Source organism: Streptomyces sp. NPDC045287 (assembly GCF_056432325.1).
On sequence record NZ_JBWKJG010000028.1, the window covers coordinates 40,549 to 65,838 of the forward strand.

The following is a 25,290-nucleotide window of genomic DNA, read 5'->3' on the forward strand; positions in this document are numbered from 1 at the left end:
CAAGATGCTCAAACGCCAGACGCTCGGCTGCGCAGGCCTCGGATTCCTCCGTGAATGCGTTCTGCTCGCCTGGAAGGGCCGGGTTCCAGCGGGGTCTACTCAGGACTCCGATCGCGAGTCACGCATGCGGCTGCCGCCTGACCGCCTCTTACTCCCACTGGTTCGATCCTAGGACCTCGGGTGCCCCGGCGACACCTGTTGAAGCGACGGAGCGAGCATTTCACGTCCTGATCGACAAGGCTAGAACCACAGCCAGCCGTAACGCACAGTTCACGATCCACAGAACCTGAGAACGGACAGCACCTCATCGCACCCGCCGCACGTGCAGGCCAAGGCCTTACCCCGTCGAACCGTCGTCCCGGATCTTCGGGCCTCCCCACCGATTCCAGAGTGTGTGATGCCATGCGTCGGCGTCCGGACCAGGCAGCTGCACTACAGGAACCGGGCCGGGGCTGGTCTCGATGAGGTGTAGCAGCGTCCAGGCGACGCCATAGCAATCATCCGGGCCGAAGCAGCTGGCCAGGGACTGCGCTTCATCGGCCGTGACGGGTTGGGAGATGGCTCCGAGCTGCTCGACGCGCCGGTCGATCTCGTCCTCATCAGCGTCCCAGCTGGGTAGCGGGCCATCAGCGACGAAGGCTTGGACTTCGGGTCTCATCTGTGAATGATCCGCTGCCACGAACGAGACGAGCAAGGTCGGCCCTACTGATATTTTCGTTAGTTCTGTGGGTGTGGCGGGCTCGTTGGTGGGACCCTGGGCTCGTGTCTTTCAAGCCTTCGTCTTTCGGTTCCGAGCCTGTCGTTCCCCCTTTGACACGGCCGCAGTTGGCCGAGGCCCGGCGGGTGCGGGCGGCTGAGTTGTTCGATCAGAGGCGTTCGGGTGCCGAGATCGCTCGGATGCTGGGGGTCAGCGAGGAAAGTGTGCGGCGGTGGAAACGGGTCTGGGAGGAGGGCGGCGTTGACGCCTTGCGTCGGCGTCCGGCCACCGGTCGTCCGCCCAAGCTGGACGATGCCCAGGTTGAACAGGTGCGGACCGCGCTGGAGCAAGGCGCTCAGGCGCATGGGTTCGAGGCTGATCTGTGGACGCTGGAGCGGGTCGGCCTGGTCATCGAGCGGGTGACCGGAGTAGTCCTGTCGCGGGCGTCGGTGTGGCGGTTGCTGACCGGCCGGCTCGGGTGGAGTCCGCAACGCCCTGAGCGGCGGGCGGTGGAGAGGAATGAGTCGGAGATCGCCCGCTGGATCGCTCATGAGTGGCCGCGGATCAAAAAGGGGCGGTGAACACACGTGCCTGGATCGTCTTTCTCGACGAATCAGGAGTGTCGCTGCTGCCGCAGGTCCGCCGCACCTATGCACCCTGCGGCCGCACACCTCTCCTGCGGCACCGGCTGAACTGGAAACGCGCTTCGATGGCCGGGGCCCTGGGCTACCACTCCACCGACCCCGATCGAGGTCCTCGGTTGTGCTTCCACCTCAAGCCCGGCAGCTACGACACCGCCGGCCTCATTGAGGTCCTGGAGCAGATGAAGGTGTTCTACCGCGGCGAGCGGGTGGTGTTGGTGTGGGACGGGCTGTCGGCTCACTGGAGCCGGGACATGCGGGCCTGGGTCACCGAGCAGGACTGGCTGACCCTGGAGCGATTACCCGCCTACGCACCTGAGTTGAACCCGGTGGAACTGCTGTGGTCCTCGCTGAAGAAACGCGAGCTCGCCAACCTCGCCGGCGATCACCTCGCCGATGTCGCCGATGCCACCGAACAAGGTATCCGTCGCATCAACGACAACCCGCAACTGCCCTGGTCCTTCCTCACCCACACCGGCCTCACCATCCACCCACCAACCCCACCCAACTAACGGAAAGATCAGTAGTGCTGTGACCGAATAGGTTCGCCGGGTTGGTAGTTGGAGCGGTTGGATGGGCGGTGAAGTTCGTTCCGAACGTGGGGGTGTGGTGGCCAAGCCTGTCCGTGTGCGCAGACTGACCGACCAGGAAGGGCAGAAGCTGCAGCAGATCGTGCGCCGGGGCAGCACCAGTTCGGTGCGCTACCGTCGCACGACGATGCTCCTGGCCTCCGCCGGCGGGAACCGTGTCACGGTCATCGCCCAACTGGTGCAGGCCGACGAGGACACCGTCCGCGACGTGATCCACCGGTTCAACGAGATCGGCCTGGCCTGCTTGGACCCTCGCTGGGCGGGAGGCCGTCCCCGTCTGCTCAGTCCTGACGACGAGGACTTCGTCGTCCAGGCGGCCACCACCCGCCCGACCAAACTCGGCCAGCCATTCACCCGCTGGTCTATCCGCAAACTCGCCGCCTACCTGCGGAAAGTCCACGACCGGGTGATCCGGATCGGCCGTGAGGCGTTACGGTGCCTGCTCGCTCGCCACGGCATCACCTTCCAGCGCACCAAGACCTGGAAAGAGTCACCGGACCCCGACCGCGACGCCAAGCTTGACCGCATCGAAGAGATCCTGGACCGCTTCCCCGACCGTGTATTCGCATCCGACGAGTTCGGGCCACTCGGCATCCGCCCCACCGGCGGGTCGTGCTGGTCCGAGCAGGGCCGCCCCGAACGGCATCCCGCGACCTACCACCGCACCCATGGAGTTCGCTACTTCCACGGCTGCTACTCCATAGGCGACGACACCCTGTGGGGCGTCAACCGCCGCAAGAAGGGGGCCACGAACACCCTGACCGCACTGAGGTCGATCCGGGCCGCCCGTCCGGACGACGCCCCGATCTACGTGATCATGGACAACCTGTCCGCCCACAAGGGCGAGAAAATCCGGCGCTGGGCAAAGAAGAACCGGGTCGAGCTGTGCTTCACCCCAACCTACGCGTCCTGGGCCAACCCGATCGAGGCCCACTTCGGGCCGCTGCGGCAGTTCACTCTGGCCAACTCAAACCACCGAAGCCACCCCGTACAGACCCGGGCCATGCACGCCTATCTGCGGTGGCGCAACGTCAACGCCCGCCATCCCGACGTCCTGGCCGCTCAACGCCGAGAACGGGCCCGCATCCGCAGCGAGAAGGGCATTCGCTGGGGCGGACGCCCGCTCGCTGGCGCGGCCTGACAGCACTTCGTGCACATCGCCTCCGACCCATCGAAGGATCCAGAGGACACACTCGTGAGCATCCGTACGACGCACCGCGCTCTGCTGAGCCGTCTGCTGCCCGACGACAAACCGGACGACCTTGCCGTATGTCAGGGGCAATTCCACGACGTGGTCATTGGCTCAGACCGCGTTGTGTGCCTGCCTCGCACCCGGGCAGCGGCCGCCCGGTTGCCCCAGCGGGTGGCCTTGCTACACGTACTCGCCGGCCTCGACCTCGGCTTCCGCACACCTGAGCCGCTGCTCCAAGGCGGCGCCGACGAGGCGCCGTTCTTGGTACTCAGCCGCATTCCCGGGGAACCGCTGGAGATTGACGCCCTCAACGATGCCCAGGTGCTCGGCACCGTGGCGGCGCAGTACGCCACGCTGCTGTCCGGTCTGGCCCGTGCTGGCACCGACGAGACGGTACGAGCAGTTCTCCCTCAGGCAACAGAAGGCCGGTGGCGGCGGTTCGTGGAGAACGTGCGCGCGGAACTGTTCCAGCTAATGTCCGAGAGTGGGCGCCTGCGGGCCGAGAGGGAACTCGAAGCAGTCGACAGCCTTCCCCACCTCACCCGAGCAGTGGTGCATGGCGACCTCGGTGCCGAAAACGTCCTGTGGGAGTGGACGCACGGCCTGCCGCATCTCTCCGGAGTACTCGACTGGGACGACGTCACGCTCAGCGACCCGGCCGAGGACCTCGCAGCCATCGGTGCGAGCTACGGCCCTGAGCTCCTGGAGCGGGTGCTCGCCCTGGGCAACTGGTCAAACCACGGACTCTTTACCCGCATCGCCGCGATCCGCGGCACATTCGCCCTGCAGCAAGCCCTCTACGCGATCCGCGACGGCGACGAAGAAGAACTCGCGGACGGCCTGGCCGACTATCGCTGACACACACCGGCACATCCGCTTCATCGAGCACTTCGCAGCAACAGCAACCCGGCGAATAATCTATGCGGTCACAGCACTAGGCAGCCCCTCCGATGCGCTAGCCTCCGCGCCACCACCGCCCGCGGCGGCGGCACTTCCTGGGGAGAGTCTGGGGAGTATGGACGGCGCTGGGGAGCATGTGGGGAGAATCGACCGCGTAACGCGGCACAGCCCTGAAAGACGCTGAAAGACTCATCCACGCAGGTCAGGGAGGTATGCACCCTCATCGACGCAGGTCAGCGCCACCAGGTGGACACCTTCAAGAAGATCTCCTCGTGGGCTGCCATTCTCTTTGCGCCCACGTTGGTGGGAACCATCTACGACATGAACTTCGACCACATACCGGAGCTGCACTGGGCGGGCGGCTCCCCGTTCACGATCCTGCTGATGGCAGCAGTGCGCATGAGCCTGTACGTGATCTTCAAGCGGCGAGACTGACTGTAGGCTGCAGCGCGATTCCATCAATTTTCTTCGCAAAAGCGAACTCCTAGGAAGGGTCGTTCCGGGGCCCTGGGGGGATCCGGGGAGAACGCGCGGTACTGGGGAGCGGGCGTTCCCCTCCCCTACCTGCTCTTCCGCGCCCCGCTACGGCGCGGCGGCAGTGGACGGCCCGTCCCCGGACGGACAGGTCCGTGTCTTCGACGCCCGCGCCGACGGCTGCGTACGGGGTGAGGGCGGCGCGTTGGCCGCCCTCACCCCCGGTCGCAAGCGTTCATGGGCCGCGCGCGGAGCGGAGCGCCCCGCCCTCGTCCGGGTGAGCCGGGTCCCCGCGATGTCCCGCGGCCGGCCGTCACGCGGAGACGGAGTCGGCCTGGGCCGTTCCCGCTCCTTCCGCCTGACTCGCGGTGTCCGCGGTGAGCCGCTGGTGGATCAGACGGGCGAACTTGTGCAGCGTACGGCCGGTGGACAGGTCGGCGGGTGTGATGCGGATGGCGAAGAGGTCACGTACGCGGACCACGAACTGCGTGCCGAGGAGGGAGTCGAGTCCGAAGTCGGTGAGGTTGCGGGCGGGGTCCAGGTCGTCGGGATCGGTCTGCAGAACAGTTGTAAGAAGCTGGACGAGGATGCTCGTGATCTTGTTTGTGGCGTCGTCCGCCGGAAGGCCGGCCAGTGTCTTCAGCAGCTCGTCGCGGGCGTCCGGAGAAGCCGCGGAAGACGGGGCGAGACGGCTGAAGCGGGGGGTGGCCAGGGACGGCAGCAGGTGGCATGCGGTGTCCCAGCGGTAGCGGCCCGCTCCCGCGACGTCCGCTCCGGCGGGCAGGAGGTGGGCGGCGGTGGCCAGGGCCTGGGCGGGTGCGAGGGGTTCCAGGCCTCGTTCGGACATGGCGGTTTCCATGCCATAGCGGGCGACGTACCCCGTTTCACCGATCGGCCCCCAGGCCAGTGCCGTTCCCGGCTTCCCTCGGCTGCGCCGGTCCCGGATGAGGGCTTCGAGGTAGGCGTTGGCCGCGGCGTAGGCGGCCTGGCCGGGCGTCCCGATGCTGGCGGAGACGGAGGAGTAGGCCAGAAACAGGTCCAGGTCGTGGTCGGCGGTGAGGCGGTCCAGCAGTGCCACGCCTGCCGCCTTGGGCGCGAGGACGGCGGCGAACCGGTCATCGGTGAGGTCGGACAGCGGGGCGTCGTCCAGGTGCATCGCGGCGTGGACGACGCCGCGCAGGCGGAGGCCGGTGGCGTCCACCCTCTCGATGACACGGCGCAGGGCCGTCTCGTCGGTGACATCGGCGGCGTAGGCGGTGGCGTTCACTCCGCGTGCGGCGAACCGGCTCAGCAGCGCGGGTGCTTCCGGGGCGTCGGGACCGCGGCGGGAGAGCAGGGCCAGGTGCCGGGCGCCGTGGTCGGCCAGCCAGTGGGCGGTGGCGGCGCCGAGTCCGCTCAGGCCGCCGGTGATCAGATAGGTGCCGTCGCCGTCGAGAGCGAGCCGTCCGCAGGCGGGCTCCACACGGGCGGGCTCGTCGAGCGGGTCGAAGGAGATGACGACCTTCCCGGTGTGCCGGGAGTGCTGTAGGAGCCGGAAGGCTTCGTCGACTCGGGCAGCGGGGTGCACCGTGTGAGGCAGTGGCCGGTAAGCGCCCTGGGTGACCAGGGCCACGACATCTTCCAGGAGGCGCACAGCACGCACCTGGTCGAGCAGCACGGCGTCGAGGTTGAATCCGGTGAAGGTCAGACTGCGGTGGAAGGAACGGAGCGGCAAGGTGTTGTCGAGGAAGATGTCATTCTTGCCGAGCTCGATGAAGCGTCCGTTGGGCCGCAGCAGGTCCAGGCTGTGGGCGATGGCCTCGCCCCTGAGGGAGTTGACCACCACGTCGACGCCTTGTCCGCCGGTGAGTTCCCGTACCCGGGGTACGAAGTCCAGGTTGCGGGAGTTCAGGACGTGGTCGGCTCGGAGGGCGTGCAGCAGGTCTCGTTTGGCGGGGGTTCCCGCAGTGGCGATGACCCGGGCTCCGCGCAGACGAGCGCATTGCAGAACGGCCAGTCCCACCGCTCCGGCTCCCCCGTGCACGAGCACGGTCTCACCGGTGCCGAGGCGTGCCTGGTCGACCAGCGTGTGGTGGACGGTCAGGAAGGCGACGGGGAGGGTGGCCGCTTCGGTGAAGCTCATGCCGTGCGGGATGCGGGCCAGCGTTTCGGAGGGGGTGGTCGCATGGGAGGCGAGGGCGGCAGGGAAAATGCCGAAGACCCTGTCGCCGACGGCTACCTCGTCCACGCCCGCGCCCACGGCGTGGACGACACCAGCGCCGTCGGTGCCCAGCCCCCGGCTGGAGGGGCTGTCCTCGACCGCTTCGGGTGGCAGCAGGCCGTTGGCCCGCATGGCGTCACGGTAGTTCAGGGCGACGGCCCGCATCTCGACGACCACCTCGCCCGGTCCGGGCTCGGGGAGGTCCGTCTGCGTCCAGACGAGGCGGCGCTGCAGGCTCGGATCGCGGACCTCCAGCACGAACGGCCGGTCACCGGCGGCGGCGGGAGGTTCGTTCGCCGGATGCTGGACCTGCCGGGGTACGAAGCGTCCCTGCGCGGTGAGGACGATCTCGTCTTCCCGGTCGCCTTCGCCGTCGGTGGGGGTGAGCAGCTCTGCGGCCAGGCGGCGCGCGTCGGCCTGCGGGTCGCCGGTGCGGTGGCAGGAGACGCGGCACAGGGACAGGTCGGGACGTTCGTTGGCGAGGGTGCGGCAGGCCGCCCAGACGGCCGCGTCGTCCGGATGTGTGGGCTGCTCGGGAACCGGGAACAGGCCGGTCGGGCGGGTGACCAGCCACACACGCGGTTCTGCGCTGCCCGGAAGGGTCTCGCAACCAGCAGCCAGGGCGCGCAGCAGGGCGGCGCGGCGGGTGGTCCGCTCCACGGTCTGCCCCGGTCCGGATTCGGCGAGCAGCAGGACGATACGAGGTCCGGTGTCCGCGGGCAGTGCAGTCCTCCAGGCGGTGGCCTCGTCGGGTGCGGGGACGACGGCGGCCGTGTCGAGGAGAGCGGCGAGGGCCTGGGCGGTCGGTGTCTCGGTGCCGTCCTCGACGGCGACCAGCCACCTGACGCCGGGGACGGGTCGCGGCAGACCGCTGTCGGCGGCCGGGCCGGGGTCCGTCGCGGCGAGGAGGACGGATCGGTCCGCCGGGCCGGTCTGCTCCACGGCGGGAAATCCGCACCGGTGCAGCAGCGGAACCCACTGTTCGCGTGCGAGGACGCGGCAGGTGGGACGCAGGGTGCGGTCACCGCGCTCCCAGAAGTCCTCCGTACTGCCGAACAGCACGCCATGGAGCTGTGCGTGGTGCGGCTCGGTGGCCAAGAGGTGTCCGCCGGGCACCAGCAGGGTGCGCAGGTGGCGCAAGGTGGCTTCGAGGTCGACGGTGGTGTGCAGGGCGTCACCGGCGAGGATGAGGTCGAAGCCGGCGCGAGGCAGGTTCTGCTCGGTCGGCTCGGTGTTCAGGTCGAGGACGCGGTAGTCGACGAAGCCGTGGTCGCAGAAGCGGTGTTCGGCTCGGGTGAGGACGCTACGGGTGGTGGTGGCGCAAGTGTAGCGGGTCCGGTCGGCCGGCAGCACGGGCAGCGCCGCCGCCGTCAACGCGCCGGTCGTGGCGCCGACTTCCAGGACGCGCAGCGGCCGGTCGGCCGGCCAGCGGGCGACGACGTCGCCGAGCAGGGCCTGCACGACACGGTGGGTGAAGCGGTGAGCGGGACTGGTCTCCCGCAACTGCTCGTACGTGGTGTCCCCCTCCGGCATGAGATCGCGCGCGTCGACGCGTCCGCGGAGCAGGTCGGGGAGGTGGCGCAGGTAGCGGTTGAGGAGGAGCGTCTCGGCACCGAACGCGGGGTGGTCCTCCACCAGGCGTCGCAGCAGCGTTGTTCCGTCGGCTTCGACGTCGGTCAGTCGCCATGCGTCGGCTTCCGCCCGGGCGAGCCGGTGGGTTTCGAGCAGCGGCATCATCAGCCGCACCAGCCGCCGGTGGCGGGGCTGCAGTCCGTCAGCCACCAGCTCGCGCGTCGAGAAGGGGCGGGCGGGGGCGGAGAGAAGTCCGCGCAGCGTCTGCGCCCAACAGTGCGCTGCGGCCTGTTCCGCCGCGGCGGTGAACCGATGGTGGCCGCTGTCGTTCAGGGCGGTGCGGGCGGTCGTGATGCGTGGTTCGGCCGCCCGGACCAGCTCGGCGGGGGCGGGAAGCGGCGGGGGTGGAAGGGGAGGGCCGGGCACGGGCGCGGCCTGTAGGACGGTGCGCTGGACGGTCAGGGGTGTCAGTTCGAGGAAGCGTCCGCGGCGGGTGCGGCAGCCGTCGATCTCGATGGTGACCGTACCGTCGTCGTCGGCGTAGGTGATGTCCCAGCAGTTCTCGTTGTCGCTGCGGTGACGGCGGCGCAGGTGGACGATGCCGGTGGGCGCCGGGGTGCGCCACACGCGTACCGCCCCGAAGACGGTGGGCAGGAAGGGGATGGGCTGTGACATCTGCTCGGAGAAGGCAGCGGTGGCCTGGAGCGGGGCGTCGAGCAGGACGGGGTGGACGGTGTGGCCGTCGGCGGCGTGCTGGAGCCGGTAGGTGAACAGCAGCTCCTCGTCACCGACGTCCAGGCGGTCGATGAGCTGGAAGGCGGGGCCGTAGTTCAGGCCGACGGCTCGGCAGGTGCGGTAGAAGTCCGCGCCGTCCAGGCACCGGTGGCAGCGTGCGGTGAGCGCGCCGATGTCCAGAGGGGGTGGTGCCGTGCCGAGCAGGGTGCGGACCCGGGCGCGGACGGCGGGCCGGCACTCCCCGTGGTGTTCTTCGCGGACGCTGATGGTCAGGGCGCCGTCGTCGGGTGTGACCGCGGTCTGCAGGGCGATGGGTGTGGGGTCGGGCCATGGCAGGGTCAATGGACGGCTGATCTCGAGGTGGCGGACCTCGACCGGGCGGTCCATGGCCCTGCGGCCGGCGCTCAACGCCATCTCCACGTAGACGGCGGCCGGCATGAGCACGTCGTCGCCGATCTGGTGGTCGCCCAACCAGGGAACCAACTGGGGTTCGACGGTGCCGTGCCACACCGGGTGGGGCGCGGGCATCCGTTCGCCCAGCAGTGGGTGGTCCAGCGCGCCGGTGCCGCTGGTAAGGAAGATCAGATCTCCGGGGGTGCCGTGCCAGTGCCGTTCGTACTGCCACGGGTAGGCGGGCAGGTCGACCACCTCACCGGGGTGGGGGAAGTGGTGCCACCAGTCGGTCCCGACGTCGGCGGCGAGCAGGGCGGCGACGGCGGCGGTGACTTCGCGGGGGCCGTCCCCGTCGCGGTGCAGGGTGGCGACGTAGGTGGCGTCGGTGCGCCGCAGGTAGGGGCGCAGTACCGGATGCGGTCCGATTTCGACCAGGATGCCGGCGTGGTCGGTGGCCAGGCGGGCGGCGGCCTCGGCGAAGCGGACGGGCTCACGGACGTTGCGCCACCAGTATCCGGCGTCCAGTTCCGGCCCGTTCAGCGTCGTACCGGTGACGGTGGAGACGAACGGGATCCGCGCGGCGGACGGGGTGAGGCCGTCCAGGGCGGCGCGCAGCGGTTCCTCGATGGGGTCCATGGCGCGGCTGTGGAAGGCGTAGGCCAGATCCAGCTCGTGGAAGATGACGCCCCGGTCGGCGAGTTCGGCGCCCCAGACCGCCAGCGCGTCGGCGGAGCCGGCGACGGTCACATCGCGTTCGCTGTTGACACCGGCGATCTCCAGGGCTCCGTCGTAGCGGAGCAGTTCCTCGCGTGCCCGTTCCTCGGGCAGGCCGACGGCGGCCATGCGGCCCCGGCCCGCCGTCGCGCCCTGGGTGTGGCTGCGCTCGGTGATCACCAGCGCCGCCTGCTCCAGGGTCAGAACTCCGGCGGCGTGGGCGGCGGCGATCTCTCCGACACTGTGTCCGGCCACCGCCCGCGGCCGCAGACCGTGTGAGGCCAGCAGCGCGGTCAGGCCCATCTGCACCGCGAACAGGGCCGGCTGGGCGACCTCGGTGCGCTGCCAGGTGGAGGGCGAGGGCCGGGCCAGCTCCTTGGCCACCGACCAGCCCAGACGCGGCGCCAGGGCCGCGTCGGCTTCTTCGACGGCCTCGCGGAAGACGGGTTCGTGCCTCAGCAGGTCGGCGGCCATGCCCGGCCACTGGGAGCCGTTGCCGGAGAACACGAACGCGATTCCGCCCCGCTCGCCGCGGCGGACGGTCGCCCCGCGGGCGGCCTTTCCCGCTGCCAGCCGCTCCAACTGCCGGGCGGCGTCCTGCGGGTCGGTGGCCAGGACCGCGGTGCGGTGCGGATGTGCGCTGCGCCGCACGGTACTGGTGTACGCCAGGTCGTAGAACGCCTCGGGCGGTGACTCCCGCAGGCGTCGCGCCGTGCGGGCCGTCAGCTCCTTCAGCGCCTTGGGGGACCGGGCGGAGACGACCAGCGGCAGCGGGCCCATGCCCGGTTCCGGCCGGGAGGGGGACGGGGCGGTGGCGGGTGGCAGGGTGACGACGGCGTGGGCGTTGGCCCCGCCGAAACCGAAGGAGTTCACGCCCACCGCGGCGTTCTCCCCCACGGTGAGCGGGACGGGTTCGACGGTGGGAGTCAGGCCCAGGCCGTCGAAGTCGATCGCGGGGTTGAGCGGGAGGGCGTGCAGCGAGGCCGGTGCCAGCCGGTGGCGCAGCACGAGGACGGCTTTGAGCAGGCCCGCCATGCCGGAGGCGGGCTCCAGGTGGCCCAGGTTCGTCTTCACCGAGCCGACCGGCAGCGGACCGCCGCGGCGGTGCCGCGCCAGTGCCCGGCCGATGGCCCGGGCTTCCGCGGGATCACCGACCTGGGTGCCGGTCCCGTGGGCCTCGAAGTACACCAGGTCGTCCGGGCTGATACCGGCTTCGGCGTAGAGCGCGGTCAGCAGTGCCTCCTGCGCCTCGGCACTGGGGACGATCATGCCGGTACTGCGGCCGTCGGTGTTGCTGCCGGTCGCCTGCAGCACGGCATGGACGCGGTCGCCGTCCGTCTGCGCGTCGGCGAGCCGCTTCAGAACGAGGACCGCACCTCCTTCGGCGCGGACGAAGCCGTCGGCGTCGGCGGAGAACGCCGCACAGCGACCGCGGCGCGACAGCATGCCCGCGTAGGAGAACCCGGCAAAGGGGTAAAGGTTGATCAGCACGTTGACGCCGCAGGCCAGGGCGACGCGACTGGTGCCCTCGCGCAGGGTGCGGCAGGCGCGGTCCAGCGCGACCAGGGCGGAGGAGCAAGCCGTGTCGACGGCCATGCTCGGCCCGCGCAGGTCGAAGGCGTACGACAGCCGGTTCGCGGTGAGGGACAGCGCGGCGCCGGGCATCGTGTGCGGACTGGTGTGGTCGTGCCGGATCATCATGCTCGTGCCGTAGCCGAGCTCGGAGACGCCCACGTAGACACAGGTGTCCGACCCGGCCAGCGACTCCGCCGGGATGGCGGCGTCGTCCAGTGCCTCGGCGGCCATTTCCAGCAGCAGCCGCTGCTGCGGATCCGTGTGCCGGGCCTCCGCGGGGGACATGCCGAAGTAACCGGCGTCGAACGAGGCGATGTCGGACAGGAAGCCTCCGGCAGCCGTGTAGCTGTGCCCCGGACGCACCGCTCCCGGGTCGACCACCCGGTCCCTGGGCAGCCGGTCGGGCGGCATCTCGCCCACCATGTCCCGCCCGTCCCGCAGCACCGCCCACAAGCCGTCCAGGTCCGTGATCCCCCCGGGAAGCCGACAGCCGACACCCACCACCGCTACGGCACGCTCACGCTGCTGCATCGCCATCTACCCGCCATTTCGCACTGGTTGAAGGGCTTAGTACGGATTGAACCGGGTTGAGAGGGCCACAAAGGGGGAAATCAACGCGACTCACTCATTGGAGTGGTATAGGACCGTTTTCCGGTCCGGGCATGGTCACGTCACCGCTACGGTGGCCCGGTGCCCGAAGCCACCCGTGCCCGTGTCATGGCCGTCGCCGCTCACCTGCCGCCCCGTTACCGGACCCTGGACGAGAGCCGCCTCAAGATCGCCGGTAGTGGTGTCTACGCACCACCTCCCGGCCTGCTGGAAGACCTCACCGGGGTGCGCGGTGTCCATGTGCGCGAGGACGGGGAGACCTCCTCGGACCTCGCCGTGGTGGCCGCACGCAGGGCGCTCGACGAAGCGGGGCTGCGGATCGGGGACATCGATCTGTTGCTGTTCGCGGCCACCTCGTCGGACATGATCGAACCCGCCACCTCACACCTGGTGGCGGACAAACTGAGCGCCTCCTGCCCCGTGTTCGACGTCAAGAACGCCTGCAACAGCTTCCTCAACGCCATGGAAGTGGCCGCGTCCTTCATCGCGGCCGGCCGCTACCGTACGGTCCTCATCGCCTGCGGCGAGGTGGGCTCCCTGGTCACCCGCTGGAACGTGCCCGACCGGCAGGCCCTGCTGCGTGCCCTGCCCGGATACACCGCCTCCGACGCCGGCGCCGCCATGGTCCTCACCGCCGCACCCGCGGCGGACGACCGCGGCATCCTGGACATGCGTTTCGTCAGCAACTCCACCGCCTGGGAATCCTGCACCGTGGCCGGCGGCGGCACCCTGCACGGGCGTTCCGTACACGACGACCACCTCACCCTGCGCCTGAACGGGAACCTGCGACAGAACGCGCTCGACCTGCTCCCCGAGATCCTGGAGGCGGCGGGAGACCTGCTCGGTGCCGCACGCGCCGGCGCTTTCGTCGCCTTCCACCAGATCGCCATGCCGCAGTACCGCGAGGTGATCGACACGTTGTCCCTGCCCGAGGACCGGTGCATGCCCGCGGTGGCCGAGCACGGCAACTGCGCGGCCGCCTCCCTTCCCCTGCAACTGGTCAAGGCCCGGGAGACCGACCGGATAGAGGAGGGGGACATCGTGTCGATGATCGGCCTGGCCAGCGGATTCAGCTTCGGCATGGCCCTCGTCCGATGGTGACCCACCAGACCGGCCGCGGCACGGCGGAACGGTCCGCGGTTCTGAACCGGACGATGCCGGGCTACCCGGACCCGCGCCACTGGCAGCGCGTACCGGCGACCGGGCAGCACTACCTCGACGTCGGAGCCGGTGATCCGGTGCTGTTCCTGCACGGCAACCCGTCGTGGAGCTACGCCTGGCGCAAGTTGGTCCACCGGCTCTCCCCGCACGCCCGGTGCCTGGTCCCGGACCTGCCGGGCTTCGGCCTGTCCCGGCACCTGCGGCCGGCCTCCGCGGGCACCGCCTTCCACCAGACGCAACTGGACCACCTGGACGTCCTCCACCGACACCTGGTAGGGGATCGAGGACTGCCGGAACAGGGGTGGACGTTCGTCGTGCACGACTGGGGCGGCCCGCTCGGCGTCGCCTGGTCCCTGCGGCACCCGGGCGTGATGGCCCGTCTCGTCGTCTGCAACACGATCGCCTTCCCCTGGCCGGCCGGTTTCCGGCTGCCGTTCTACCTGCGCTGGATCCGCGACAGCGCTCTGGTGGCCGACGCCGTGCACCTCACCAACGGCTTCGCCCGCACCGCCGTCCGCGTCGGTGTCCACCAGCGACTGCCCGCCGCCGAGCGCCGCGCTTTCCTCAGGCCCTTCGCCCGCCGGGCCGAACGCCGGACCGTCACCGACGCGGTGCGTTCCATCCCGCGCGACGGCTCCGACCCCGCCTGGCGGTTCCTCGAACTCCCCCGGGCCGGTACCGGCCTCGAATCGGTGCCCCTGCTGATCGGCTGGGGCATGCGCGACCCGGTGTTCACACCGCTCGTACTGGAGGAGTGGGCACGCCGCTACCCGCACGCCGCCATCCACCGCTTCCCCGACGCGGGCCACTTCGTGATGGAGGACGCCGCCGACCAACTCGGCGCCCGCGTCCGCGACTTCCTGCGAGGACCCCCATGCCCCTGACCGTGCTCGACATCGCCGGGTGCCTGGCCGACGAACCCGACGCCACCGCGCTCGTCCGGCACCGCAAAGGAACCGCCCGGACGACCAGCCGACGCCACCTGCTCGGTGCCTGCCACACCGTCGCGGATTTCCTGTACGACGCCGGTGTCCGTACCGGTCACAAGGCCGTCGTCATGACCCGCGACGCCCACGACCTCGCGGTCGTCACCTACGCCCTGGTCACCCTCGGTGCCGTTCCCGTCCTGATCGAGCCGCGCGCCGAGGTGGGCCGCTGCCTTCAGGAGGTCGCTCCGGACGTCTTCGTCGGCGAACCCCTGGCCCACCTCGGGCGCAAGGTCCTGGGATGGGGTCGCCCGCACGTCCGGACGCCCCTGGTCACCGGCCCGTCGTGGATCCCCTCGCGCAGGCGCCTGGTGACCGGTGTTCCGGCCGTCCGGGAGCCGTCGCCGCAGTCGCGGGAGCCCGGCGCCGACGACCTGGCCGTGATCGCCTTCACCTCCGGTTCCACCGGCCGCCCCAGGGGCGCGGAGTACCGCCACGCCACCCTGGCCGGACAGCTCGACGCCCTCACGACGCTGCTGTCCCCCCAGCCCGGCGACGTCCTCCTCGCCGGTTTCCTGCCGATCGCGATGATCGGCCCGCTCCTCGGCCTGACCACTGTCGCTCCGGCCGTGAACCACCTGGCCCCGGCACGTACACCCCCGAAGGAGCTCGTCGAGCCGGTCCTGAAGCACCGCGTCACCAAGATTCTCGCCTCCCCCGCCGTCCTGGGCCTGATCGCCGGCCACTGCGCCCGGCACGGCATCACCCTGCCCTCGGTCCGGCAGGTCCTGTCCTTCGGCGCCCCGCTGCGCGTCCACCTCGTCGACGCACTGCGCAGGGCCGTACCGGACGACGCCGAGATCCTCAGCGTCTACGGCGCCACCGAATGCCTGCCGGTCTCCGCGATCGGCGACCACGACCTGCGCGAGACGCTCAGCCGGCCACCCGCCGGTCAGGCCGGCACCTGCCTGGGCAGGCCACTGCCCGGCATCCACGCGCGGATCCTGGACGCCGACCGCACCGGACTCGGGGAGATCGCCGTCCGCGGCCCCACCGTCAGCCCTGCCTACCACGCACGCCCCGACGCCGACGCGGCGACCAAGAGCGCCACCGACCTCGGCGTGCTGCACCGCACCGGAGACCTGGGCCGGCTCGACGACCAGGGACGACTGTGGTTCCTCGGCCGCAGGGCCCACCTCGTCACCGGCCCCGGCTTCGCCCTGACCACCGAGGACATCGAGATCGTGGCGGACGCCGCACCCGGCGTCCGACGCACCGCCCTGGTCGGTGTCGGCCCGGCCGTGAGCCAGTTCCCCGTCCTGTGCGTGGAGGCCGCGCCCTCCGCGCAGCGGACCGCTGTCCTGGCCGCGGTCCGCGCCGCCCTGCGGAGCCACCCGGAGGGACACCGCGTCGGCGCGCTGCTGCTGCATCCGGGCTTCCCCACCGACCCCCGGCACAACTCCAAGATCGACCGTCTGCGGCTCGCCGGCTGGGCCGCCAAGCGCCTGCGCGGGAGGACACGGTGAGGGTACTGGTCACCGGGGGAAGCGGTTTCCTGGGTCGGGAGATCTGCCGCCAGTTGACCGCGCGCGGCACCGTCACGTCCTCCCTGTGCCGCCGCCCCAGCACCGCCCTGGAACAGTTGGGCGTACGGCAGCACCTGGGCGACCTCACCGACCCGGACGCGGTCTCCCGCGCGGTCGCCGGGTGCGACGCCGTCATCCACAACGCCGCCCTGGCCGGGGTGGGCGGCTCGCCGGGTCCGTACCGGGCCACCAATGTCACCGGCACCCGCCACGTCATCGCGCAGTGCCGCGCCCACCGGGTACGCACGCTCCTGTACACGTCGACCGCCAGCGTCGTCTTCCGGCCCGGCGGCCTGGAGGGCGTCACCGAGGAGGTGCCGTACCCGCCTCGCCACCTGGCCGCCTACCCGGCCACCAAAGCCCGCGCCGAAGCCCTCGTCCTGGCCGCCCACGGCGCCGGTCTGGCCACCGTGTCCCTGCGCCCGCACATCATCTGGGGCCCGGGAGACCCGCACTTCGTCCCCTCCCTCACGCGCGCGGTCCGGGCCGGCCGCCTGCTGATGCCCGGCGACGGAGCCAACCTCGTCGACACCACCCATCTGCGCACCGCGGCCCACGCGCACCTCCTCGCCCTGGACCGCCTCCGGCGGTCACCGGAGGCCGGCGGCCGCGCCTACTTCATCGGCCAGGGCGACCCGCGTCCCCTGCGCGAGATCGTTCAACGTCTCTTGCGGGCCACCGGAATCGATGCCGCCTGGTGCGCCGTACCGCCCCGCCTCGCCCGGACCGCGGGCACCCTCAGCGACGTCTGCCTGGGCCTGATCCGCAGTTCCCGCACCCATGTCCTGAGCCGCTTCCTGGTCGAGGAACTTCTCCAGCCACACCATTTCGACCTCACCGCGGCACGCCGCGGACTCGGCTTCGAACCACCGGTCGGGCTCGACGCCGGTCTCGCCGAACTCACCCGGAACGGCCTGCCCTCTCCTGGACGGCGGCAAGCATAGGGGACCCACCATGCCGGACACCTACCAGCGCCTCACTTCCCTCCTGACCAGCACCTTCCGCATCCCGGAGGACCAAATCGAACCGCGGAGCACCCTGGAGCAACTGGACCTGGACTCCCTCGCCCTGGCAGAACTGTCCCTCGTCATCCACGAACAGTTCGGGGTGAGGATCACCGGCGAGCACGCCACGCGCGACACCACCGTCGCCGACGTCGTCGAGCGCCTGGACGCCCTGCGGGCGCGGACCACCGAAGCGGTGGACCCCTCATGACAGCGCCCGTCGCCATCACCGGACTCGGCCTGCTCACTCCGGGCGGAGCGGACGTGGACACCACATGGGACGCGGTCTGCCGCGGCGTGGGCACCGCGACACACGACCCGGCACTCGCCGGTCTGCCCGTCGACTTCTCCTGCAGGGTCCCTTCCCCGCCCGACGCCCTGGACCAGAGCATCGGACGCACGGCCTGGCGCATGTCCCGGAACGCGAAGCTGGCCGTGCTCGCCGCCCGTGAGGCGATCGACGACGCCGGCCTCGATCCGGCGACATGGGACAGCGACCGGGTCGCCGTCGTCATCGGCTGCGGCCTGGGCGCGGACTCGGTGCGCGAGGAACAGGGCAGACGACTGCGGAAGCAGGGACCCGACATGGTCTCCGCTCTCACCGTCTCCCAGGTCATCCCGAACATGGCGGCCGGCGAGGTGTCCATGGACCTGGGGGCCCGCGGCCCCAGCCTCACACCGGCCACCGCGTGCGCCTCCGGCGCCACCGCCCTCGCGGTCGCCCGGGACCTGCTGCTCTCCGGGCAGTGCGACATCGCCGTGGCCGGCGGTACGGAAGCCGCCGTCACCCCGCTGACGACCGCGGCTTTCTGGCGCCTCGGGGCCCTGTCCCGGCGTACCGACGCGGTCCGCGAGGCGTCCCGGCCCTTCGCCGCGGACCGTGACGGCTTCGTCCTCGCCGAGGGTGCCGGCGTCCTGGTCCTGGAACGCGCTGATGACGCCACCGCACGCGGCGCCGGCGTCCGCGCCCGGCTCGCGGGCTGCGGCAGCACCTCGGACGCCCACCACCCCACCGCACCCGCCCCGGACCTCCGAGGAGCGGAGGCGGCCCTGCGCGCCGCTCTGACCGAGGCGGGGCTGGCCCCGCAGGACATCGACCACGTCAACGCCCACGGCACCTCCACCCCCCTCAACGACGCAGGCGAAGGAGCCATGATCGCCCGCGTGCTGCCGCACCGCCCCAGCGTCACCGCCCCGAAGGGCGTGCTCGGCCACAGCTGCGGAGCCGCAGGGGCCATCGAGGCGGCCCTGACCGTGCTCACCCTCCAGCACCGCACCGTGCCCCCGATCGCCAACCTCCGCGCCCCGGGCCCCGAGTTCGACATCGACTGCGTCACCCGACGACCACGCCGGCAGGATCTGCACACCGCCGTCAGCCACTCCTTCGGTTTCGGCGGCCACAACGTGGTCCTCGTGTTGACCAGGGCCCCTTGACCGCAGGCCGACGACGGCCACTGTGGCCTCGCCGGCGAACCGGGCGTGCTCGGCGGGCACCACGCCGAGGCCACCCCCGACCTCATCCTGCGCGACCTTCGGTTCCACCACCTCGCCGCCCTGGTCATCGACGACGGCGAGACCCACGTCAGCGCCCTGCTCCAGGGTGCTCGCCGCCTTGCCGAACTGCCGAAGGTGACGTGGGGCCGCTGACCACGCGGGAGGGGGGCGTGCCGTAGCCGCCGGGAGCTCCGTCACAAAGTTCCCCGTCCCCACTTCGGGTCCTCCGGTCCGCCCCATCTCCCCGTGCGAGCCGGACATGCGCGGGCCCGGCCCGGCCCGGAAGGAACGGGCTTGGACCGGGCCGCACTTCGCCTGCCGGTCAGTTCGACATGCTGGCGAACATGCCGGGCTCGTACGAACCCCCCGGGTTGTGCACGATCACGTTCATCCGGGTGGCCGCGTTGATCAGGGACACCAGGCAGACCAGCGCACCGACCTGGTCGTCGTCGTAGTGCTTGCGCACCTCGGCCCAGGTCTCGTCGGACACGCCCTGCTCGCCGAGCCGGGTGCCCTCTTCGGCGAGCGCCAGCGCGGCCCGCTCGGCCTCGGTGAACACGGTGGAATGACGCCAGGTGGCGACCAGGTGGAGCCGGAGCGCGGTTTCACCGGCGGCCGCGGCCTCCTTGGTGTGGACGTCAACGCAGAAACCGCAGCCGTTGATCTGGCCGACCCGCAGTTCCACCAGTTCCCTCAGGGGCTTCGGCAGCGTCGACTGTTCCAGAGGCAACGAGGCGTTGTAGAACCGCTTGGCGACCTTCGCGGCGGTCGGGCTGTCGAACAGGTTGAAACGGGGTTCCATGATCTCGTCCTCACTCGTGGAGTTGCGCACCGCACGGTTCGTTCGCGGCGTCCTGACGAACACGAGATGCCGGCCGCCCGGTCCCTGTGACAGCGCAGCGATGTGACGTAGGCCACCGGTCACAAGTGTCACGAAGCGGCTGGAGCCGGCGTCTTGTGCGTGACACGGTCGAGAGCGAACAGCGGGAGCCGACTATGAGCCAGCACAGCGAGCCGACAGGGAACACGGCCGAGCCGCCCGCTCACGACGGCCGCGCGGACTCCGCTACCGGAGCGTTCGTCGCCCATCGCAACCTGCTGTTCACCGTCGCCTACGAGATGCTCGGCTCCGCCGCCGACGCAGAGGACGTCCTCCAGGAGACGTGGCTGCGCTGGGCCGGCGTCGACCTCCACGCGGTACGGGATCAGCGCGCCTACCTGGTTCGGGTGACCACCCGCCAGGCGCTGAGCCGACTGCGCACGCTCCGTCGGCGCAAGGAGTCCTACGTCGGCCCCTGGCTGCCCGAACCGCTGCTGACCGCGCCTGACGTGGCCGAGGACGTCGAGTTGGCCGACAGCGTCTCGATGGCGATGCTGCTGGTGCTGGAGACGCTCGCCCCGACCGAGCGGGCGGTGTTCGTGCTGCGCGAAGTGTTCGATCTGGGGTACGACGAGATCGCGAAGGCCGTCGACAAGAGCCCGGTCGCGGTCCGCCAGATCGCGCACCGGGCGCGGGCACACGTCGCTGCGCGCCGACCGCGGGAAGTCGTCTCTCCGGCCGAGACCCGCGGCGCGCTCGAGGCGTTCCAACGGGCGATCGAGACGGGCGATCTTCAGCGCCTGCTCGACATGATCGCGCCGGATGTCGTCTTGCTGACGGACGGGGGCGGAGTGGTACAGGCCGCGCTGGCGCCCGTCGTGGGCGCCGACAGGGTGACCCACGTACTGGGCAGGATCGGCACCGCGGTATCGCTGCAACCGACACAGGTCAATGGCTACCCGGCGCTCACCCTTCGACTGGACGGCAAGGTCGACACCGTCCTGGCGGTGCGCATCGACGACGGCCTCATCACCGGCCTCTACGCCGTGCGCAACCCCGAGAAGCTGACACGCATCGACCGCGAGACCACGGTGAGCCGCTGAGTCGCCGGCCGCTCTACCAGGTGGGTCGCCTACCGGCCGTCGCCGTTCCCAGCGCGTGCCGCCGGGAGTGGTGGCTCGTCGCAGAGGGCGGCGTCGCTACCGAAGCTGGTTTCTCCATGGCGTCACCGCGGGCGAAAACCCGATCACGGCATGACCAGACCCCTGATGGCGTGGAACTACGGCCGTTCCCGCAGACGCGCCCCGTCACCACCGTGAACTGCCACAAATCCGGCCTCGGTTCCAACTGACCCACCGGCCGCACCGGGCCGAGGTGGCCGGGGGGGGCGCGGCTCGTCGTCGTGGTGCCGGGCCGGTCGGTCGGTCGGTCGGTCGGTGGGGGAACGCCGGAGCCTCGGCCGGTGCTGGTCGGGGCTCCGGTCGCGCGGGGTGGGTCAGTGGAGCTGGGTGTAGGTGTTCCAGCCCTTGCCGAGGCTCGTGCGGGTGGTGAAGGGGTTGGCCGTGCCGGTGTGGGCGGCGACGTAGCGGTACAGGATGCCGCCGGAGGTGACGGCCAGGAGGTCGGCGCGGCCGTCGCCGGTGATGTCGCCCGCGCCGGCCAGGGCGTTGTAGGCGCCCCACCCGGTGCCGACGCCGACGCGGCCGGAGAAGGCGTAGCCCTTGCCGTCGCCGCGGTAGAGGTAGAGGTAGAGGGTTCGCCACCCGCATCCTGGCCCACTACAGCGTCAACGCCTGGCGGATGTCCACCCGGCGCCGAAGTCCATCAAGCACCCCGGCCGCGCCCAGGTCGTCATCGGCGGATCCGTCAGCGAGACGCAGGTGCTGTTCTTCACCGACGCCGAAGCCCGCGAGTGGGCCACCACCGGCAAGGCCGCCACCGAACCGCAGCACGCGGTCCTCCCCATACAGCCGGGCCCGGCTGGGCGGCACAAGCCTGCCACCTCACCCCGCTGCCGGCTGTCGACCATCGCCCTGGCGTCGGCGCCGTACGCGTGTGCCGAAGGTCTCGCTCCGGAATGCGGTGTACCGGCCCGTTCTCACGGTGTCCGTATACGGGTGGGACCCTGCGCCCGTACACGGCCGGCCCACCACAGTCTGCGCACACACCCGGACCGCGTGCCCACCGCGCCCCGATACACCATCAGACAGCCACCCATCCAACAACGTGACAACGCACGCTGAGGCGTTCCGCAACGGCTGGTTCCGTTCCGGCGACCTCGCGGTTCGCGACGCCGACGGCTCCCTCCGGATCGTCGACCGGGCCAAGGACGTCCACCGACTCCGGCGGCGCCCTCATCGCCTCCCGCCAGGTCGGGGACGCCCTTTACACGCACGAGGTTGTCGCCGAGGCTGCCGTGAACGGCCTGCCCGACGCACGCTGGATCGAGGCCGTCACGGTCGTCGTCCTCCGCGGCGAAATCACGGAGGAGGAACTGATCACCCACGCCTGGGAACGGCCCACCGCCCTTCAAGGCGCCCAAACGCATCGTCTTCGTACCGGAACTGCCCCGCAACGCCAGCAGCAGGATCCTGAAGCGGGAGCTACGGGAACGGTTCACCGAGGGCGGCGCCCGACGCCCGCATCGACCGGTTGTCAGTGGGCCGGGAGACAATCCCGGCCATGAGAGATCACTCGTCGGTCGTGCTTGCGGCCTGGAGCCGTATCGACACCTGGCTCGCGGCCCACGCGCCCCGGACCTTCGCCGAACTGTCCTCGCCCGCGGACCCCGCCGACGTCGAGCGGGCGCAGCGGGAGATGGGGCTGCGCTTCCCACAGGACCTGCTGGACTCCCTCGCCTGCCACGACGGTGCGGAGAGCTGGACGTCGCTGCCGGAGAAGCCGCTGCTGTCCGTGGCCGGGATCGTGGAACTCCGGCGTCGGGGAATGGCGTTGTTGAAGTGGTCCGAACGGCAGGACCACCCGGTGGACGGGGACGGACCGGACTGGCACCCACTGTGGATGCCGTGGGCGGAAAGCGACGGTGACGTTCAAGTCGTCGACCTGCGCCCCGGTGAGACGTACGGCCAAGTCGGCACCGTCCACCACGACGAAAGCGGACTCCAGGACACCTGGCCCTCGCTCGGCGCCTACCTGACCAAGGTCGCCGACGTGCTGGAGCACGGCGGCACGGTGGGCCTCGCCGCTCCTTACCTGACCCCAGACGGCGAGCTGCGCTGGGAGCTGCCGCAACACGTCCGCCCCGAAGACGGGCTGACGCCCGCACCACTCGCACGGACCGGCGGAACAGAGGGCCCCCGATGACGAGCGAACCACCGCTCTCCGCCCGGGCGCGATTGATCGGGACGGTGGCGAGGGAGCTGGCGGCGGCGGTGCCGGGCGAGTGGGAGCGCGTCGATTTCGAGGCGTCCGTGGTGGACCGATACACGGCCGTCCGGTGCCGGGTGGTGCGCGACGGAGGGACGGTAGCGCGGATCATGCCCGCGCCCCGCCCACCGGCCGACTCGCTCGCAGAACTGCGCGCCGCCATGCACACTCCCGGAGCCGGCACCTGGTTCACGATGAGGCTCACGGTCACCGCGGCCGGCCGCGCCGTCACGGACTTCTCCTACGACGACGAACCCGGCTTCCGGGTCCCGCCGGGACCGGAGGCGTACGCGCGCGACCTGGCCCGCTTCCCGCGCGACGCCGACAAGCAGCCCTCGTGGCTGCGGGAACGGCTCGCCGACACGGCGCTCACTCCGCGGCAGCGGCGGCTCGCCGGCCTGGGCCGTGCGCTCCTGCGGCGGGCCGCAGGCGGGGACGTGCCGCTCGCCGTCACCGCGCTGCCCGAGGACGACGCGGTGGTGGTCGCCCACCGCGTGCGTGGCGGCGGGAGCGTGTATGTCGCCGCGGACGAGACCGTGCTGTTCGCCGGCTCGGCCGCATCACCGCATGAGGCGATCGAGGTCTTCCGCTCCGGGCGCCGTACGCCCCTGGAGCACTTTCGTCCGGCCGGGACGGCGACGGTACCCGGGCCCGTGCCCCGGCCCCCGTACACCGTGCCGGACCGGCTGATCGAGACACTGGCGACGGAGCTGGCCGCGGCCCAGCCGGGGGAATGGGACCGCATCCGGTTCACCGCGTCCGTGGTGGACGGCCGCACGCAGACCCACTGCCTGGCCGAGCACGGTGGAACACCCATGCCGGCGGCCGTGGCGACGACAGCGGCGTTCGAGGAAGCCCTCGCCGAACTGCGCGCCGCCATGTACACCCCCGACTCCGGGACGTGGTTCACCGTGCGGCTCACCTTCACCCCCGGCGACCTCGCCGAGGCCGCCTTCGACCATGACGACGAGCCGCTCTTCCTGCCTCCTGTCGTCCCGGAGGCGTACGAGCGGGATCTGGCGCGGTTCCCCCGAGAGCCCGGCAAGCAGCCGACGTGGCTGCGGGTACGGCTCTCCTGGGCCGCGCTGACGCCGCGGCAGCGGCAGCTCGCCGAACGAGGCCGGCGGTTCCTGGAGGGACCGCCCGCATTCGGTGACTCCCGCCCTCTGTTCCCCGTCACCGCGCTGCCCGAGGAGGACGCCGTCGTCGTCACCTCGTCGCGGACCGGCGAGAAGGCGTACGTCGCAGCCGACGAGACGGTCCGGGCTCTCCCGGAGCCCCCCGCTGGCACGAAGGCCCCTGCGACGGTGTTCCGGCCCGTGCCCGACGACGGACTCACCGCGCGCCAGCGGCAACTCGCCGCGCACGGCCGGTCCCTGTTCACGCGGTTCGCCACCGCGCTCGACGAGGCGGACACCGTTGTCGTGCCCCTCGGCGACGACGCCGTCGCCGTCACCCGGAAGACCCGCGGCGGCGGGAAGATCTACGTCGCCGCGGACCGCACCGTGTACCACGCCGGCCCGGCGGTCGACTTCGACACCGGGCTGCGCGAGTTCCGCGCCGGCGCGCGCACGGCATCCGAGAGGTTCCCGGAGCCGCCCCCGGCCGCGCCGGACCCGCTGGACGAGGCGCACGCCCCGGCACTGGCCGCCCTGCTGGCCGAGGAGTCCGGGACGCACGTCCTTCCCACGCCCGACGGTGTGCTGCTCCGGGTCGGCGACATGGAACTCGACTGGACGGTACGCCGCTGTCCGCAAGGTTTCACCCTCACGCACCGTAAGCGGGGAAGCCTGGAGACGACCGAAGCCTCGCACTACCGCGATCTGGCCCGTCTGCTGCTCCTCACGCTGTCACGGACGTTCCGTCGGACCGGGCATCCGCGGCTCACCCGATTCGACACCGATCCCGTGGTCGTCCTGGGCGGCACGCGCCGAGAACCGGCCGTGGTCTGGTACGCCGACGGGCAGGAACACCACGTCCGGGGACCGGCCCTGCACGGACGCGTCCTGCCGTTCGCCAAGCTGTGCCGCGGCACGTTCCAGGAGATCCGCGCCTCGCTGGCGAGCCCCTCCGGCCTGCCGCTGCTCGGCAAGCGGACCGCCGACAGCCTCACCGTTCCCCTCGACCGCGAGCACCTGCCGCGGGTCGCCCGCTGGCTCGCCGACGTGAAGGCGGACTGGTATGACGCCCAGGGCTGGTACGACGTACATGCTCGGCCTTGGCCTCCCGGCCGGCTCATGGCCTTGGCGGACGGGAACGAACTCGGACTCGCCCTCGAAGAGCACGACGGCAGTTACGCCGTGCACGACCACGACGGCGAGATCCTCCGTGCCCCGGTCCTGGACCAGGCCGTCCGCGCCCTCGCCGTCGCATGGCTCACCGCCCCGCACGCCCGACCACGGCCGCCCCGGCCAACCCATGAGGAACGGGCCGCGCTGATCGAGCAGTTAACCGGAGCCTCCCTGGACCGGATCGAGCGCACCCTCGCCCAGCCGCGCACCCGCACCAGATGAGCGCGGATAGGGCCAATACCGGTGATTTAGGTTGTTTTCGTTCGCCTGCTGGTTGGTTTGGTGGGTGGAACCGGTGTGACGGTGTGAGCCGGTGGTGGGGGTGGGTT

At 71.1% G+C, this 25,290-nt stretch carries 18 protein-coding genes and 3 pseudogenes; 16 read left to right on the forward strand and 5 right to left on the reverse strand.

Features of this window, described 5'->3' with window-relative positions:
- Positions 1-337: 337 nt before the first annotated feature.
- Positions 338-658: a hypothetical protein gene (locus AC07D6_RS31075; protein ID WP_479049957.1), complete on the reverse strand. Its 321-nt coding sequence runs from the start codon at positions 656-658 to the stop codon at positions 338-340.
- A gap of 104 nt (positions 659-762) precedes the next feature.
- Here AC07D6_RS31075 and AC07D6_RS31080 point away from each other — a divergent pair, with 104 nt between their 5' ends.
- From AC07D6_RS31080 to AC07D6_RS31100, 5 genes and pseudogenes are all read left to right on the forward strand, one after another.
- Positions 763-1,278 carry a winged helix-turn-helix domain-containing protein gene (locus tag AC07D6_RS31080; RefSeq protein ID WP_479049959.1) on the forward strand — a complete coding sequence of 172 codons (516 nt, stop codon included), beginning with the start codon at positions 763-765 and terminating at the stop codon, positions 1,276-1,278.
- Positions 1,275-1,850 (forward strand): IS630 family transposase, encoded by a 576-nt coding sequence (locus AC07D6_RS31085; protein WP_479049961.1) that lies wholly within the window; start codon positions 1,275-1,277, stop codon positions 1,848-1,850. The genes AC07D6_RS31080 and AC07D6_RS31085 overlap by 4 nt, the downstream gene beginning before the upstream one ends.
- A 97-nt stretch (positions 1,851-1,947) precedes the next feature.
- A complete protein-coding gene (locus tag AC07D6_RS31090; protein ID WP_479049991.1) occupies positions 1,948-3,069 on the forward strand; it encodes an IS630 family transposase in 1,122 nt (373 codons plus the stop codon).
- Between the two features lie 54 nt (positions 3,070-3,123).
- Positions 3,124-3,978 (forward strand): viomycin phosphotransferase, encoded by an 855-nt coding sequence (gene vph, locus AC07D6_RS31095; RefSeq protein ID WP_479049963.1) that lies wholly within the window; start codon positions 3,124-3,126, stop codon positions 3,976-3,978.
- Positions 3,979-4,272: 294 nt separating this feature from the next.
- Positions 4,273-4,455 (forward strand): annotated as a pseudogene (locus AC07D6_RS31100) (CorA family divalent cation transporter); the annotation flags it as partial.
- A gap of 352 nt (positions 4,456-4,807) precedes the next feature.
- On the opposite strand, the gene AC07D6_RS31105 reads toward AC07D6_RS31100, so the two are convergent.
- The gene (locus AC07D6_RS31105) at positions 4,808-12,214 is read right to left on the reverse strand and encodes an SDR family NAD(P)-dependent oxidoreductase (protein ID WP_479049965.1); all 7,407 of its coding nucleotides are present in this window, start codon (positions 12,212-12,214) and stop codon (positions 4,808-4,810) included.
- 159 nt (positions 12,215-12,373) lie between these two features.
- Between AC07D6_RS31105 and AC07D6_RS31110 the strand changes: the two genes are divergently transcribed.
- From AC07D6_RS31110 to AC07D6_RS31140, 7 genes are read left to right on the forward strand one after another with little or no spacing between them, the layout of a single operon-like run.
- A complete protein-coding gene (locus AC07D6_RS31110) occupies positions 12,374-13,393 on the forward strand; it encodes a 3-oxoacyl-ACP synthase III family protein (RefSeq protein ID WP_479049967.1) in 1,020 nt (339 codons plus the stop codon).
- Positions 13,387-14,337, forward strand: coding sequence for an alpha/beta fold hydrolase (locus AC07D6_RS31115; protein ID WP_479049969.1), 951 nt, complete (start codon positions 13,387-13,389; stop codon positions 14,335-14,337). The genes AC07D6_RS31110 and AC07D6_RS31115 overlap by 7 nt, the downstream gene beginning before the upstream one ends.
- Complete coding sequence (locus AC07D6_RS31120) at positions 14,328-15,905, forward strand: AMP-binding protein (protein ID WP_479049971.1); 1,578 nt, start codon at positions 14,328-14,330, stop codon at positions 15,903-15,905. Before AC07D6_RS31115 ends, AC07D6_RS31120 begins: the two co-directional genes overlap by 10 nt.
- Positions 15,902-16,909, forward strand: coding sequence for an NAD-dependent epimerase/dehydratase family protein (locus AC07D6_RS31125; protein WP_479049973.1), 1,008 nt, complete (start codon positions 15,902-15,904; stop codon positions 16,907-16,909). Before AC07D6_RS31120 ends, AC07D6_RS31125 begins: the two co-directional genes overlap by 4 nt.
- Positions 16,910-16,919: 10 nt before the next feature.
- Positions 16,920-17,180: an acyl carrier protein gene (locus tag AC07D6_RS31130; RefSeq protein ID WP_479049975.1), complete on the forward strand. Its 261-nt coding sequence runs from the start codon at positions 16,920-16,922 to the stop codon at positions 17,178-17,180.
- Positions 17,177-18,403, forward strand: coding sequence for a beta-ketoacyl-[acyl-carrier-protein] synthase family protein (locus AC07D6_RS31135; protein WP_479049977.1), 1,227 nt, complete (start codon positions 17,177-17,179; stop codon positions 18,401-18,403). Before AC07D6_RS31130 ends, AC07D6_RS31135 begins: the two co-directional genes overlap by 4 nt.
- Positions 18,404-18,448: 45 nt before the next feature.
- Positions 18,449-18,616 (forward strand): hypothetical protein, encoded by a 168-nt coding sequence (locus AC07D6_RS31140; RefSeq protein ID WP_479049979.1) that lies wholly within the window; start codon positions 18,449-18,451, stop codon positions 18,614-18,616.
- 169 nt (positions 18,617-18,785) lie between these two features.
- On the opposite strand, the gene AC07D6_RS31145 is transcribed toward AC07D6_RS31140, so the two are convergent.
- Positions 18,786-19,265 carry a carboxymuconolactone decarboxylase family protein gene (locus AC07D6_RS31145; protein WP_479049993.1) on the reverse strand — a complete coding sequence of 160 codons (480 nt, stop codon included), beginning with the start codon at positions 19,263-19,265 and terminating at the stop codon, positions 18,786-18,788.
- Between the two features lie 194 nt (positions 19,266-19,459).
- Here AC07D6_RS31145 and AC07D6_RS31150 point away from each other — a divergent pair, with 194 nt between their 5' ends.
- Complete coding sequence (locus tag AC07D6_RS31150) at positions 19,460-20,386, forward strand: RNA polymerase sigma-70 factor (RefSeq protein WP_479049981.1); 927 nt, start codon at positions 19,460-19,462, stop codon at positions 20,384-20,386.
- A 392-nt stretch (positions 20,387-20,778) separates the two neighbouring features.
- Here the strand turns inward: AC07D6_RS31150 and AC07D6_RS31155 are convergent.
- A pseudogene (locus tag AC07D6_RS31155) lies at positions 20,779-20,979 on the reverse strand (hypothetical protein); the annotation flags it as partial.
- Positions 20,980-21,061: 82 nt separating this feature from the next.
- Positions 21,062-21,235, reverse strand: a complete 174-nt coding sequence (locus AC07D6_RS31160; RefSeq protein WP_479049983.1) for a hypothetical protein — start codon at positions 21,233-21,235, stop codon at positions 21,062-21,064.
- Positions 21,236-21,521: 286 nt separating this feature from the next.
- Between AC07D6_RS31160 and AC07D6_RS31165 the strand changes: the two are divergent.
- The 3 genes and pseudogenes from AC07D6_RS31165 to AC07D6_RS31175 all read left to right on the forward strand — a co-directional run.
- Positions 21,522-21,901: pseudogene (locus AC07D6_RS31165) on the forward strand (AMP-binding enzyme); the annotation flags it as partial.
- A 64-nt stretch (positions 21,902-21,965) separates the two neighbouring features.
- Positions 21,966-22,607, forward strand: coding sequence for an SMI1/KNR4 family protein (locus AC07D6_RS31170; protein WP_479049985.1), 642 nt, complete (start codon positions 21,966-21,968; stop codon positions 22,605-22,607).
- Positions 22,604-25,183 (forward strand): hypothetical protein, encoded by a 2,580-nt coding sequence (locus AC07D6_RS31175; RefSeq protein ID WP_479049987.1) that lies wholly within the window; start codon positions 22,604-22,606, stop codon positions 25,181-25,183. The genes AC07D6_RS31170 and AC07D6_RS31175 overlap by 4 nt, the downstream gene beginning before the upstream one ends.
- The last annotated feature ends 107 nt before the right edge of the window (positions 25,184-25,290 follow it).